Below are 14,404 nucleotides of genomic sequence, written 5' to 3' on the forward strand. Positions count from 1 at the left end.
AGCGAAACAACTGCCTTTATAAAAATCGTAAATCCAAAATCGTAAATCTACACCGCTACCGACGCTTTAATAGCCGGCCAGCTTTCGTAGTTCTCCAGTTTAAAGTCTTCGTATTTAAATCCGAAAATATCTTTTACCTCCGGGTTCAGTTTCATTTGCGGCAACGGCTTCGGCTCGCGGGTTAATTGTAACTGCGCCTGCTCGATATGATTGCTGTACAAATGGGTATCGCCGCCGGTCCAGATGAATTCACCCGGTTCGAGGTCGCATACCTGGGCCATCATTAAGGTTAATAATGCATACGAAGCAATGTTGAACGGAACGCCCAGAAAAGTATCAGCGCTGCGCTGATAGAGCTGACAGGAAAGCTTACCGTCTGCAACGTAGAACTGGAAAAACGCATGGCAGGGCGGCAGTTTCATATTATTAATTTCCGCTACGTTCCAGGCGCTCACAATGATGCGGCGCGAATCCGGGTTCGTTTTCAGCTGATTCACCACCTGCTGGATCTGGTCGATGTGGCCGCCATCCGGCGTTGGCCAGCTACGCCACTGCGAACCGTAAACCGGACCCAGTTCGCCATTTTCATCCGCCCATTCATCCCAGATGCTTACGCCATTCTCCTTCAGGTATTTAATATTCGTTTCGCCTTTCAGAAACCAGAGCAGTTCATGGATAATGCTTTTCAAATGCACCTTCTTAGTAGTAACCAGCGGAAAACCTTCCTGAAGATTGAACCGCATCTGATACCCGAACACACTAATGGTGCCGGTGCCGGTACGATCCTCTTTCTTGGTTCCGTTATCCAGAATGTGCTGCATGAGATCCAGGTACTGCTTCATTTCTTTAATTTGAAAATTTGGAGATGTGAAAATTTGAAAATTATTCCGGAATTACAACGTTGCTTTCCTGAAATTTTGGCTTATGCCATTCAAAAACGATAAGCAAAACCAAAAAAAAGTAGCGTAGGGTTTAAACCCTACGCTACAAAGAGCTGCTATTAACTTATTACCGTCTGGTTTAGCAGACGAAAAAAAAGCCCTCCCCTGTTTTTAGGGGAGGGTTGGGAGGGGTCAACTATGACTTTGCTTCTTTTTTCTTGCAGCAGGCTTTAGTGCCTTCACCTTCGCCTGGGGTACAGGCTTTAGACTTTTTAGATTTCTTCGCTTTTTTATCGGCTTTCTCAGCTTTTTCCGTTTTCTCGCCTTCCGGCTTAATTACGGCTGCATTAACAGAAGCAGAACCAACAAAGGCAAAAAGGGCGATTGCAAGGGTTAATTTTTTCATGTGATGATGATTATAAAAATGAAACAAATACTTTTTAGCTTGGGTTGTTAACTTTGTAAATATAACGAAAGTTTCCGGTTCCAAAGATAGTTTTTAACCGGTTTAGTAGCAAAAATGCCTCATAAAAAAATCTGTTATCTGGTTATTGCGGTTATTCTGGCAATTACCGGAGTCAACGCCTACCACGCCTCCCAGCTGCAGTTCGATTACGATTTCGACCATTTCTTTCCCCAAGGCGACGAAGACCTTGCTTATTACAACGAATACCGCGCCCTGTTCGGCAACGACAACGACTATATTCTGTTAGGAATTGACGCGTCAAAAACCGTTTTCGAACCTGCTTTTTTAGCCAAAATAGATACCCTTTCCGGTTTCCTGAACAAACAGCGGCACATTGCGGAAGTGGTTTCGCCTACCACGCTTAAAAATCCAGTTATTGAGGACTTTGGTGTTTTTGAAGTGCCATACCTCCACCCCTACGAACCCGTACGGTTACCCGCCGATTCGGCCCTGATCTTCCAGACCCCGGGCCTGATAAACAGCTTTTTCTCGGAAGACAGCAAATCAATTTCCATTGCGCTGAAAACTTCGCCCAACTTACTTAAGTTGCCGGCCGACACGCTGATGCAAAACGTGAATGCCGAACTCGCCCGGCTTGGCTTAACCCAAACGCACGTAGCCGGAAAATCCGTAGCGGAATCTATTTTCGTGGACCGGATGCAAAGCGAACTAGCCGTGCTCATGTCGCTGGGAATTCTGCTACTCATTGTAGTGCTGTGGCTTACCTTCCGGACCTGGTGGGGCGTGGTGCTGCCGCTTACGGTGGTGCTTTTTGCCATCGTCTGGGGCCTGGCCATGATGCGGTATTTCGGCGCTTCCATCGACCTGATGACGGTGCTTTTGCCAACCATGATGTTTGTAGTAGGCATGAGCGACGTGATGCACATTCTCACGCGGTACGTAACGGAAATTGACTTCGGCACGCCTAAAATGGAAGCGATAAAAATCACCTTAAAAGAATCCGGGTTTGCTTCGTTACTTACTTCCATTACTACTTCCGTCGGTTTTTTCTCACTCGTAACTTCACCCATCGGGCCGATCAGCAATTTTGGTTTGTACACCGGCACTTCGGTTTTGCTTACGTTCGTACTGGCCTACACGCTGCTGCCAGCCATGATGATCCTGCTCGATAAACCCAAAATGCACCGACCTTCCAAAGACGGCCGCAGCTGGTTCGATCTGCTCAGCAATTTGTTCCGGCGTGTAGTGAAACACCGTTTGGCGATCATGGGAATAAGCGCCGGATTCATCATCATTTCCCTGGCCAGTATCACGAAGATCCAGATTAACTCCACCTTCCTGGAAGACCTTTCCGACGACGATCCGGTAAAGCAGGATTTCTTATATTTCGAAGAAAAATTTGCCGGCGTCCGACCGTTCGAAATGCACCTGAAAGCCGCGCCCGGCAAAACCATTTACGACCTGGAAACCTTGCGCGAAACCGAAGAAATTGAAAACTACCTGAGCCAAACGTACGGCCTGAATTTTATGGCTTCGCCAGTTACGGTGGTAAAAGCCCTGAACCGAAGTTTTAACGTTGGCAGCAACGATTTTTACAAACTTCCAGAAACCGAAAAAGAACTGAAGCGCCTTTCTGCCAAACTAAAACTTTTCGCCAAAAAGGACGATCTGAAACAACTCATTTCCGAAGACGGAAAAAACGGTAGACTGACCGGTAAAATGCCCGACGTTGGCAGCGCCAAAGCCAAAGTGATGAACACGGAATTAAATAACTTCATCACAAAAAACACCAACCCGAACGTGCTGCAAACCCGCCTGACCGGCACCTCCCTGTTAATGGATAAAAACGGCGAAGACCTGACCACGAACATGATGCTGGGCATGGGAACCGATATTTTAATTGTGGTTTTGATTGCGCTGGGGTTATTCCGGAGTTTCCGGATGGCCCTGATTACCATTATACCTAACCTGGTGCCCATTCTCATGATCGGAGCGGTAATGGGTATTTTCGGGGTGAACATGAAAGTTTCCACGTCCATCATTTTCACCATCGCCTTCGGCATAGCCATCGACGATACCATCCACTTTATCAGCAAATTCAAGCTGGTTACTTTAAAAGAACCATCCCTTTTCAAAGCCATTCGCTATACCTTCAAGCACGCCGGTAAGGCCATCATTATCAACTCCAGCATTCTGGTTTGCGGCTTTTTCACCCTGCTTTTCTCCAGTTTCGACGGCACTTTCTATACCGGATTGCTTATTGGCTTAACCCTTATTTTCGGCATTGCCGCCGAAATTTTCCTTTTGCCGGTTTTGCTGCTGTATTTCTACAAACCGGCTGAATCAAAGAAAAAGGCTAAGATTTTAAAGGCGAAAACTACTGAGCTGGTGAGTTAGAGTATGGTATCAGGTAGCAAGTATCAGGGAGCAGGTATCAGGTATCAGGTTTCAGAATTAGTATCTGGTATCTGGAATTTGTATTACCAGAAACATTTAGGGGAGTATTTACTAATTTGCGTTTTAATTCAGAGGATTTAATTCCCGCTACCTGATACTTGATACTTGATTCCTGATACAAACTACCAATTACCTCATGAAGAAACTTCTCAGCCTTTGCTGCCTGCTTTTACTTTGCCTTCAACTTTCGGCGCAAGACGATGAATACCAGCGGCTGGTGCGCGAACGCCAGGAACTGATAAAAGAATACGAATTCCTGAACGCGCAGAACAGTAATTTCTGGGGCAAGAAATCGAAAAAGGACCTGATGAAGATCATCGATAACCTGAAGGCCATTATAAAGAAAGACACCGAAATTATTAACAGCGTGCAGGCCAGCTATGTAAAACGAAACGCCGACCTGACGGTAAAAACCGAAAAGCTGCAAACCGAACGCAAAGCTGACACCCGGATGATTTCAGAAAATATTTTTGAAATGAAGCGGCAAGTAGCCAACCTCGAAACCCGCGACAAGCAGCGCCTGCAGAGAATAAAAGAGCTGGAAGACCGCCTACAGGAAACCAAAGCCGCCAAAACCGAGCACGACATGATCACGGTTTTTGCCACCCTTGTCGCCTTGTTCCTGCTGTTTTATGTGATCCGATTACGTACCAAGTTAGCCCAGAAACGTGGAAGGTAAACTGATAAGCGCGGCCAATTATTTAAGCTACGAAGAAGGCCTTTTACTCTACAATGCCTTTCAGGACGCCGGCATTTCCGCAATCGTAAAGAACAGTGGTCCGCCGGCCATTCCTTTCGGCGAAGGCCAGTATTTTGAGTTGCTGGTTTCGGAAGAGGATTTTGCGGCCGCTGAACAAATAACCGCAAAATTCCAGGCCGATGTAGCCGCCGCCAAACAACATGTCCGGTGCCCCCGGTGCAAATCGGAAGCCGTTTTTAAGGCCGAAAAGCTACCGTTCTGGCAAAAACTCTATTATGCCGGCACCGAAGTTTACAAGTGTGAAAGTTGCGGCAATAAGTTTTCGAAGTAAATATGAAAGCCATGCAGTAGGGTAGGGTTTAAACCCAATTCTGTCAAATTAAGGATTGTGAATTAAGAATTACCGCTGTTTCAGACATCTGTGTCTGAAACGTATGGTGGTGCGGACATCCATGTCCGCGTTTATGCATCCGGGGACAAAGATGTCCCCGGCAGGTTGCTTCCAGAAATAGATGTCTGGAAGAGTCCTTTTGTCTTAAGTTGAAGGCATAGAGTTTAAACCCTATGCTACTGAATGGGAATTCCTTTCCATTTATCCTTACTTTTACTTCCCGAAACCGTATCATTTTCAAAGAAAAACCCGATCCGGTTTCTCAACCATATAAATTTTTAACAAAAAAAATCCTGATACTTGTGTCTTAATACTTGTGTCTGAAAATAAAATGACTGTAAAAGAAGAACTCAGCCAGGTGCAAACGCTGCTCAAAATGGAGCAGGAAGAAGACCTGGAACAATATAAACTTAAAAGCGCCAAATCGCCGATTGCCGAACGCAAGAAAAGCGGTTTGTGCTGGTACCCCATTGCCATAACGGCTACTGAAATTGGTTTCGGCGGCAAAGTAGTGGTTGAAATAGAACGGCAGGGCGGCCGCGACCAGCTGCACCTTTTCCAGACCGGCAAAGCCGCTTCCATTTTCACCAATTCGCATAACGACCAGGGCCACAACAGCAACCAGCTCAGCGGCGTGATCATGACCCTGAAGCGCAATAAGCTGACTTTAGCCACGAACAAAGAAGACCTCCCCGACTGGATCGAAGCCGGAAAATTAGGCATCGACCTGACCTTCGACGAGATGAGTTACCGGGAAATGGAATATGCTCTGAAAAAGGTGATTGAAACCGAGGGCACCCGATTGGCCCAGTTGCGGGAAGTGCTTTACGGCGTGCAGCCGGCAGCTTTTAAGCCGAACATCCCTTTCCGGCCTGTTCCGCAATTAAATGATTCGCAAAACGAAGCGGTAAAAAATATTGAAGCCGCCAGAGATGTGGCCATTATCCACGGTCCGCCGGGCACGGGCAAAACTACTACGCTGGTGCAGGCCGTTCTTAGAACCTTGGAATCAGAGAAGCGGCTTCTGGTATGCGCGCCCAGCAACACGGCCGTTGATTTGCTTACCGAAAAGATTGCCGAGCAGGGTGTGAACGTTATCCGAATCGGCCACCCCTCGCGGGTATCGGAAATGCTCCTGCAGCATACCCTGGATGCGCAGATCATGAACCACCGCGATTACAAAAACCTGAAACTGTTGCGCCGCAATGCCGAAGAATACAAGAGCATGGCCTTTCAGCACAAGCGCAAATTTGGCTGGGAAGAACGCGAACAACGCCGCCTGCTGAAGGAAGAAAGCAAAATGATGCTGCAGGAAGCCGACGAAATTGAACGTTACATCATCGACGATCTGCTGAGCCGCGTGCAGGTAATTACCTGTACGCTCGTAGGTTCAGCCAACCGCGTAATCCGCCACCTTACCTACGACACCGTTTTCATCGACGAGGCCGCCCAGGCGCTGGAACCCGGCTGCTGGATCCCGATTACCCGTGCCAACCGCGTGGTACTGGCCGGCGACCATTTTCAGTTGCCGCCAACCGTAAAATCGGAAAAAGCAGACCGTTTAGGATTAAGCCGGACCTTGTTTGAAAAATGCATCGACCGTCAGCCAAACGTAGCCGTAATGCTGAAAACCCAGTACCGGATGCACCACCAGATCATGACCTTCTCCAACAAGCGTTTCTATGGCGGTGAACTGAAGGCCCACGAATCGGTTCATTTTTCGGACCTGCATCATTTCAATCCGGCTTTTACCGAAGGTCTGGCGGTGGAATTTATCGATACGGCCGGCTGTGGGTACAACGAGCAATCTTTTTCGGAAACCAGCTCCGTTGCCAATCCCGAAGAAGCCGATCTGCTCATTAAACACCTGCAGCAATTGCTTCAGCAATTTCCGAAAACAGAAGATGAAAACGGCAGGGAAAACAAATTAAGAATAGGAGTTATTTCGCCTTACCGCGCCCAGATCAATTACCTGAAAGACCAGATCGAACAGATCCCGGAACTGCACGAGCTTACCTTAAAGAAGCTATTATCGGTAGGCACGGTAGACAGTTTTCAGGGGCAGGAACGCGACATCATCTACATCAGTATGGTGCGTAGCAACGACCGCGGAGAGATCGGTTTCCTGGCCGATATCCGCCGCATGAACGTAGGTATGACCCGCGCCAAAAAGAAACTGGTAATCGTCGGCGAAAGTGCCACGTTGACTTATGACCCATTCTACCAGGAATTCGTGCAATACACGGAGGATATAGGTGCTTACAGAAGTGCGTGGGAGCTTATTAATGATTAATGGTTAATGATTAATGATTAATGATTAATAGTTTTTGTAGTTCAGGTCAATACAGAAGAATAGCTTGAGTTTTTCAAAGGAAAGTTCATTACATAAAATTGTTTGAGACTTTTTGAAATCAAAACCTGCCAAATACCGTAACTATTTTTTTGCTATTATTAATCATTATTCATTAATCATTAATCATTATTTCCCCTACCTTTGAAAAAAACGCAATAATTATGAAGATCAGCGAGAACAAAGTGGTTTCGCTCACCTACGAGCTTAAAGTGCAGGATGAAACCGGCGAACACGTATTAGTAGAAACCGCAGAAAAAGAGCACCCGATGGTGTTTTTGTTCGGCGCTGGGGGCTTACCCGATAAATTTGAAGAGTATTTAACCGGCAAGGAAGAAGGCGAATCCTTCAAGTTCAAGCTGGAAGCTGAAGAAGGTTACGGGCATCCGGATGAGAACGCGATCGTGAATATTCCGAAGGCGGTATTTGAAGTTGACGGCAAAATCGACGACGAAATGCTGCAGGTAGGCAATTTCCTGCCGATGGCCGATGCCGAAGGCAATCAGCTGCAGGGCAAAGTAGAAGCCATTACCGATACTGAAGTACGCATGAACTTCAACCACCCGCTGGCAGGCATGGCCATGTTCTTCGAAGGCAAAGTTGAGGAAGTACGCGACGCTACCGCCGAAGAAATTGCGCACGGCCACGTGCACGGACCAGGCGGACATCATCACTAGTCTTTAGACGCTGGATGTAAGACGTAAGACACAAGACTTTTTTAACTGAAAAGGATAATGTTTTAGCGCTAAAAAGTATTTATCAGGAACCGGAAGTTTGTAAAAGCTTCCGGTTTTATTTTGTTCCGGCCTATTGGAAATTTTGTTAATTTCGGGAATGAAATTCCGGAATTTTCTGAAAGCGCACGCGCCCATTTTACTGGCTGCCCTAGCCTTACAGTTGCTCTTTTTTTGCCTCGCCCTGCATTTTAAAAGTATTTACATTACCGATTCGCAGGAATACCTTTACCAGGCCGAAAACATAAAGAACCACGGCAGCCTTTACAGCTGGGAATGGAAAAAACCGTTCATTCTGCAAATGTGGACGCTCCGGACGCCGGTTTACGGATACTTGGTTTATTTAACACAGCTGGTTTCCTCCTCGCATTTCGGGATCCTGGTTTTACAGAACCTGCTGGCCTTCCTTAATTTTACCGGTTTGGTCTGGCTTTTGAAAGACGTAAAACTACCGAAGAAATACCTGCATAGCATTCTCTTTATTGCTCTCGTCTTCTTCCCTACCCACCTGGTTTATACCAACATGGTCATGAGCGAGCTGGTGCTGGAAACCTGCCTGTTCTGGTCATTCTTTTTCCTGATTTTGTATCTGAAATGGCCGCACCCGCGCTGGATGCTTTTCTACAACCTGCTGCTGGCACTCGCGGTGCTTACCAAACCGGTTCTGGTTTATTTCTGGCTGCCTAATATGCTGTTTATGGCTTATCTGGTTTGGAAGAACCGGAAGAAAATATTGTTGCTGCAAAGCCTGATCATGCCTTTTTCAATTTTTGCATTATGCTTTTACAACCAGCAGGTTACGGGGTACTTTCATTACACATCCATTAAAACCTACAACCTCTCCGATTACAATACTTATGCCCTTTTAACGCACCTGCACGGCATGGATTCGGCCCAGGCCATTCTTAAAAAGATCAACCAGACCGATGCCGATTATGCTAATCTGGAGGAACGGCTTAAGCACATTGAGAAGGAAAGTTTTGCCATTATAAAAGAAAATATCGGGCTCTATTCCTGGTTGCATTTCCGGGGGGCGGTCAACTTTTTACTGGATCCGGGGCGCTACGATCTGGTAAGCTTTCTGCCGCCGCTGCAAACCAAAACGGAATTCGGGTTCTTTAACGAATGGCGGGAACGCGGCTTTGCCGGCATCCTGAATTATTTCTCTAAACTGCCACTGGGACTAACGCTTTACATGGCGCTGATCTTTGGCATTAATCTGATTATGGCGGTAATCTTTGCCTGGTGGGGTTTCTTCCACCGTAAACAGGACCTAGCGGTAAGGATTTTTGCTGTAGTGCTAATGGGTTATATGGCCGCCGCGCCGGGACCGATCGGGTGTGCGCGCTTTAAAGAACCGGTTTGGTTTTTACTCGTTTTTGCCAGCGTTTTGAGCGCGCAATATTTTTTTAACCGAAAACAATCAAAACATGCAGGCCAGATCTTCAGGACCAATAAAGAGACTCTGGTGTAAGTAAATCTCGTAACCGATTTTTTTTCCAAAACCTGAAGGTTTGCTTTCTAAAAAGGAATTGTTAAACAGGCCGTTAACTTTTGGTAGCAATCAGGAGCTGGCCCTGGTTTTCAGGGTACGTTCACACACAGACAAATTCACTTCTAAATTCTTATCTACCGTAACGATATGGTTAACCGGAATTTCGTGCCAGTCGGAGCGTTTATTGCTTAGTTTTTCCGATACAATGAGCACAGCGTTATCCTTGTTATTTTTGCTTTTTTTCATCCGGCAAATACCCTTTTCGCAGGAATAGACCGCCCCTTCCGAATAATACAACGTAGAAGCCGGCAAACTTAGGTCTGAAACATACCGCACGGCAACAATTATATCGCCATTGGTTACACAGGCATTGATATAACTCGGTTCCTTAACCTTCAGGCGGGCTTTTATCTGTTCAACTTCCACAATGGCATCTTCCAGCGCATTCGCAATTTTTATTGGGAGCTGTTTGGCTCGCTGCTTTTCCAACTGATGCAGAAATAAGGCAAACAAATGCTCCGAATCGGTAAGCCCTTCTATGTTGGCATAAATATTATCGGGCAGGTGCCGTACCATTTCCCGCTTTATTTTCTGAAAACCCTCAATGTCGCCGTTATGCATAAACAGGTACTGGCCATAATGGAACGGGTGACAATTCAGTTCGTTTACCGGCGAATCTGTGGCTGCCCGCACGTGGGCAAACATACAATCTGACGTAATTTTCGGGGCTATGTATTGCAGGTTCCGGTCGTTCCAGGCGGGTCTTACCGAAAGGAACCGGCCGGGCATATCATTCGCTTCAGGTGTATACCACCCCACTCCAAACCCATCGCCGTTCAATGGTTCCTCCATTTCACTGGCCTTTACACTCTGCTTAATCAGCGAATTTTTCGGCTTAAAAAGCAGGTCATACATCATAATCGGTTTTCCAATATAAGCTACAAACCGGCACATGGCTTTTAATTAGGAATTAATAATTAACTAATGCTATGAAAGCTTTTTCAGGTCCCACTTTAGAGGGAAGGGTCGATTCATTTTCAAAAATGCTGGTCTAAGTATATAACTTTGACCTATAAATAATCTGAAGTTTGTAACTTCAGTGAGGCGACAGCCTCAAAAAGAGCTGTTTCTTCAAGGAGCAATCGGTAGTTAACACCCCACCCGCTCCCCTCAAGGGGAGAATCTTAAGAATAAATCAACCCTGCCTTTAGAGGGGAACCTATCTCCTGCTTGCACAACATCAATAAATAATAAAAGTCCGGAAAGGCTGAATTGTTTAAACCAAACTAAGAGCATGTTTTAAATTCATCCTTTGCGCTGCAAATTTCCATTACCGGAACCTGGGTTTGTCTTTTTCTCGCACCATAGCGCTGCTATGCTGCTCCAAAAAGCCTTCCTCAGAACCCGGTACTGAAAATTTTCGCTTGCAAAAATAAAATTTAAACATGCTCTAAAGCCAATCCTTCATTCCGTTATTTTATCTGGCTTTTTGAAAAGTTTTTACGATCGTTTCCTGCACGTTCTCCCAAACTTCGGCTTCCTCTAACGGGAATTTCTGGTTTACTTCCAGCTCAATACCCGCATATTGTTCATCCGGGAACATGCGCCGGAGGTGCGTCGTAAATCCATCAGCAGTGCCACGGTAGGGGTAATTGAACCTTACTTTTAAATTGGGGTTAGCTTCTGAAAGCAATTTCTTCCAGCGGGCACAGAACTCATTTTCCCGCTTCCGTTTCGGGTCGTAAAGCAAACCAATGTCCGCATTCCGCAACACGCCGTTCAGCACCGGAGTAAACGAATGCACGGAAAGGTGCAGCACGCTATGGTCTTTTTCTATGAAACCGGAAATTGCTTCTTCCACCGCCTGCCGGTACGGCACATAATGGTATTCCAGAATGGCGTTCTGTTTTTCTCTGGGCAGGTTTTTGGTAGCAATTGAGAATAAATTCGGGTGGCGTTTGGAGCGGTTCAGTTCTACCAAAAGCCGGCTCGTTTCCGAAAAAAAGGCAGCATCGGCTCCTGCAGAAACCAGCTTTTCGTAAAGCTTCAGTGCCCCGATGTCGTAGCCCCGATGGGTGGCTAGCAAGGCTTCGTGATCGGAAAAATAAGATGCGTATTCCGCCGGAATATCGCGGCCGCCGTGTTCACAGGTTATCAGAATTTTCTGCATTTCAATCTAATTTTAAAAGGCGAAAAACCTCACAGGTTTCAGAAACCGGTGAGGTTTATTAACCCGCTTTGTTTGAAATACGCTATGGTTTTTAACCCAAAAACTGCTTTCCTTCCTTCAGGCAATCAGCCAACTGTTCATATACGGCTTTGATCTTTTCCGGAGAAGGATTACCGTTCAGAGCTTTTACGATCCGGGCAGAAAGGGTATCGTTCTGCAGGATAAAAGCCAGGGCTTGCCGGGTACTTTCTTCCGGAATGGAAGCGGTTAAAATGGTGTCGTACAAATGTTGCCAGAGTTCTTTGGCCGTACAGGTATCCCCTTTATCATACCCACAAAGCTTTAAATATGCGGGATTGTTAATTTCTGCCTGCTGTCCGTCTTTAACCACCTTCCAGAGAATTTCAGCAAGGTCGTCTTCTTTCCAGTTTTGCTGTTCTGCAACCGAAACCCAACGCTCGGCCACCAGGGCTTTCAGGGTTTCTATCACGGCACTTAAAACGGCAATGTCAGCTTGCGGGCATTCCTGAATATCGATGATCCGGATCTCGATGGCACCCCGATCAAAACGGGCGATGGCGCCGCGGGAGTTCAGGAACTGGTCGCGCAAGATCTCGTCTTCGTCGTAAGGAGCAATGTCGGCGTAGATGCGTTTGAAGATTTTCTGCTCGTATTCCGCTTTGCTGAAGACCCGTTCCGGAATTACTTTGCCGGCAATACTGGGGATCTGCTTCTGGTTGCTTTTATAAACTTCCAGTCGCGTATCGGAAAAGCCGGAAACCTGGTTATCCAGCACCGGCGAAGAAGCGCTGAGGGCCGGAATGATCGGCATTAAAATTCTTATGGCCGCGTGCAGTTTTCCGAATTCCTCGTCGTTGGCAAAAGGCAGGTTCAGGTGCGTGCTTTGCAGATTGGCCCAACCGTGGCCGCGGCAATCGAAGATCTTATTGTAGGCTTCGTAGATCTGGTTGTGCTCGTGCGGCCATAAACACATTTCCCGGTACGGGTCCATGAACGGATGCGCGCCGCTGCCCAATAACCGGGCGTTGTATTTCTGAAGCAGTTGGTTTATATGGTTTACCTGGGCCTGGAATTTTTCAATTAAACCGGTTAGCGTTCTGGCCGGACCGTTGGTTTTCAGTTCAATTACGTGCAGCACCAGTTCGTTGCTCCAGGCCATATCGCCCAGCTCTACATCCGAATCGAATTTGCCGGCCACGTCATAAATAACTTTGTCGGTAATGGGCAGAATTTCCAGCGTGTCGTTTTTCACGATCATGTATTCCATTTCCACGCCATAGGCTTCAAACAAGTGCAGGGGTTTACGCGGACTGCTCATTAGGAATATTCTTTTGAATTTCGATTCTTCGTTTAATGGATTTCAAAATGCTCAGGTACAGGTCTTTTTTCAGCAACTGGTCTTCGTACCCGTAGTCGATGCTCGGGTTGTCGTTCACCTCAATTACGTATGCCTGCCCGTTTATTTCCTTCAGGTCCACGCCGTACAAGCCATCGCCGATTAAATTGGCAGCTTTCAGGGCCGTGTGCATGACATTAAAAGGCACTTCGCCAATGTCTACGGTTTCGGCGTTGCCGCTGATGTTGTTTTTCTTGCCTTTCCAGTTATAGATCTGCCAGTGATCTTTGGCCATGTAATACTTGCAGGCGTAAAGCGGTTGACGGTCCAGCACGCCGATGCGCCAGTCGAAATCGGTGGGCATAAATTCCTGGCCGATGATGAGTTCCGACGTGGTGAGCATGCTGTCCAGTTCCTCGTTCAGCTGGGCTTCGTCGCAAACTTTTACCACGCCTTGCGAGAACGAACTGTCGGGTTTCTTCAGCACCGTGGGCAGGCCCAACTCCTGCACCACCTGGTCGCGGTTATCTTTGTGGATGATCATGGTTTTCGGGATCGGCACTTTGGCTTTGGTCAGCAGTTCGGCTAAATAAACCTTGTTCGTGCAACGCAATATCGAAACCGGATCATCGATCACCACCAGGCCATCGGCGTGGGCGCGGCGGGCAAAACGGTAGGTATGGTGGTTTACCGAAGTAGTTTCCCGGATGAACAAAGCATCGAATTCTGAAAGGCGTTTGTAATCGTCTTTGGTAATAAGTTCAGTGGAAAAACCCAGGGTATGCGCGGCCTCGATAAACTGCTGAATGGCTTTGCGGTTGCTTGGCGGGTCGCTTTCCAGCGGGTTCGTTAAGATGGCCAGATCGTAGATCTTCGCTTTGGGTTTGGCGCCGCTGAAACGGTGACGGGCAAAGTAGGCCTTGGCAAAGTTCATTAAATATTTGCGGTGGTGCTCCGGCACTTCGTTCAGCGGAATGGGCGAAATGTTGTGCAGGTTCCACTCTTTGTTGAATACAAATTCGGCCCGGAGCAAGGGCGCCTGGAAAAGGTCGTGCAGTTGCTTGCTCAGTTTTTCGTACTTTCTGGCCACGTTCTGCCCGAAATAAATGCTCAGGGTAAACACCCGCGATTTTATATCCGAAAGGCTTTTCTGGATCAGGTCGTCCATTTCGTTCGTAATGCTCCGCACGATCGTCTGGCTTTTCAGGTCCTGGATGGTGGTAACGTTCGGAATAGCCCGGTGGCCGCGGGCTTCGGCCAGCAGCGACACGTAATAGCCGGTACTCTGGTATTTGTAAGAGCGGCAAAGGTTAAAAATGCGGGCGTTCTTAATTTCGGTGTAAGCCGGATCGGTAAGGTATGCTTGCGCTGCCACTACTTCAACGTCTTCAATGTTAAAATCCCAGTCTTTCGGATTATTAACGATTACAATCTTGCGCATT

12 protein-coding genes are annotated in these 14,404 nt (G+C 47.1%); 6 read left to right on the forward strand and 6 right to left on the reverse strand.

Going from position 1 to position 14,404, the window contains the following annotated elements:
• Positions 1-47: 47 nt before the first annotated feature.
• Both F0P94_RS18490 and F0P94_RS18495 read right to left on the reverse strand, forming a co-directional pair.
• A complete protein-coding gene (locus tag F0P94_RS18490; protein ID WP_150905847.1) occupies positions 48-842 on the reverse strand; it encodes a thymidylate synthase in 795 nt (264 codons plus the stop codon).
• A gap of 235 nt (positions 843-1,077) precedes the next feature.
• On the reverse strand, positions 1,078-1,371 hold the full coding sequence (locus F0P94_RS18495) for a hypothetical protein (protein WP_150905849.1): 294 nt from the start codon (positions 1,369-1,371) through the stop codon (positions 1,078-1,080).
• A gap of 30 nt (positions 1,372-1,401) precedes the next feature.
• On the opposite strand from F0P94_RS18495, the gene F0P94_RS18500 reads away from it, so the two are divergent.
• The 6 genes from F0P94_RS18500 to F0P94_RS18525 all read left to right on the forward strand — a co-directional run bounded on the left by F0P94_RS18500 (position 1,402) and on the right by F0P94_RS18525 (position 9,414).
• Entirely contained in the window at positions 1,402-3,705 is a 2,304-nt protein-coding gene (locus F0P94_RS18500; protein WP_150905851.1) for an efflux RND transporter permease subunit, read from the forward strand.
• A 196-nt stretch (positions 3,706-3,901) separates the two neighbouring features.
• Positions 3,902-4,444 carry a hypothetical protein gene (locus F0P94_RS18505; protein ID WP_150905853.1) on the forward strand — a complete coding sequence of 181 codons (543 nt, stop codon included), beginning with the start codon at positions 3,902-3,904 and terminating at the stop codon, positions 4,442-4,444.
• Positions 4,434-4,796: a putative signal transducing protein gene (locus tag F0P94_RS18510; protein ID WP_150905855.1), complete on the forward strand. Its 363-nt coding sequence runs from the start codon at positions 4,434-4,436 to the stop codon at positions 4,794-4,796. Before F0P94_RS18505 ends, F0P94_RS18510 begins: the two co-directional genes overlap by 11 nt.
• A 391-nt stretch (positions 4,797-5,187) precedes the next feature.
• Positions 5,188-7,149, forward strand: a complete 1,962-nt coding sequence (locus F0P94_RS18515; protein WP_150905857.1) for an AAA domain-containing protein — start codon at positions 5,188-5,190, stop codon at positions 7,147-7,149.
• A 221-nt stretch (positions 7,150-7,370) separates the two neighbouring features.
• Positions 7,371-7,883 (forward strand): FKBP-type peptidyl-prolyl cis-trans isomerase, encoded by a 513-nt coding sequence (locus F0P94_RS18520; RefSeq protein WP_150905859.1) that lies wholly within the window; start codon positions 7,371-7,373, stop codon positions 7,881-7,883.
• A gap of 157 nt (positions 7,884-8,040) precedes the next feature.
• Positions 8,041-9,414, forward strand: coding sequence for a glycosyltransferase family 39 protein (locus F0P94_RS18525; protein ID WP_150905860.1), 1,374 nt, complete (start codon positions 8,041-8,043; stop codon positions 9,412-9,414).
• A 90-nt stretch (positions 9,415-9,504) separates the two neighbouring features.
• Here F0P94_RS18525 and F0P94_RS18530 read toward each other — a convergent pair whose 3' ends face one another.
• The 4 genes from F0P94_RS18530 to F0P94_RS18545 form a co-directional block, all read right to left on the reverse strand.
• On the reverse strand, positions 9,505-10,287 hold the full coding sequence (locus F0P94_RS18530) for a class II glutamine amidotransferase (RefSeq protein ID WP_191907102.1): 783 nt from the start codon (positions 10,285-10,287) through the stop codon (positions 9,505-9,507).
• A 625-nt stretch (positions 10,288-10,912) separates the two neighbouring features.
• On the reverse strand, positions 10,913-11,605 hold the full coding sequence (locus tag F0P94_RS18535; protein ID WP_150905864.1) for an N-formylglutamate amidohydrolase: 693 nt from the start codon (positions 11,603-11,605) through the stop codon (positions 10,913-10,915).
• Between the two features lie 91 nt (positions 11,606-11,696).
• Positions 11,697-12,944 carry a carboxylate-amine ligase gene (locus tag F0P94_RS18540; protein WP_150905866.1) on the reverse strand — a complete coding sequence of 416 codons (1,248 nt, stop codon included), beginning with the start codon at positions 12,942-12,944 and terminating at the stop codon, positions 11,697-11,699.
• Positions 12,928-14,403: a RimK family protein gene (locus F0P94_RS18545; RefSeq protein WP_150905868.1), complete on the reverse strand. Its 1,476-nt coding sequence runs from the start codon at positions 14,401-14,403 to the stop codon at positions 12,928-12,930. Before F0P94_RS18545 ends, F0P94_RS18540 begins: the two co-directional genes overlap by 17 nt.
• Position 14,404 lies beyond the last annotated feature (1 nt).

The sequence above is a fragment of the Adhaeribacter soli genome, from assembly GCF_008727925.1.
In the GTDB taxonomy this organism is placed as follows: domain Bacteria; phylum Bacteroidota; class Bacteroidia; order Cytophagales; family Hymenobacteraceae; genus Adhaeribacter_A; species Adhaeribacter_A soli.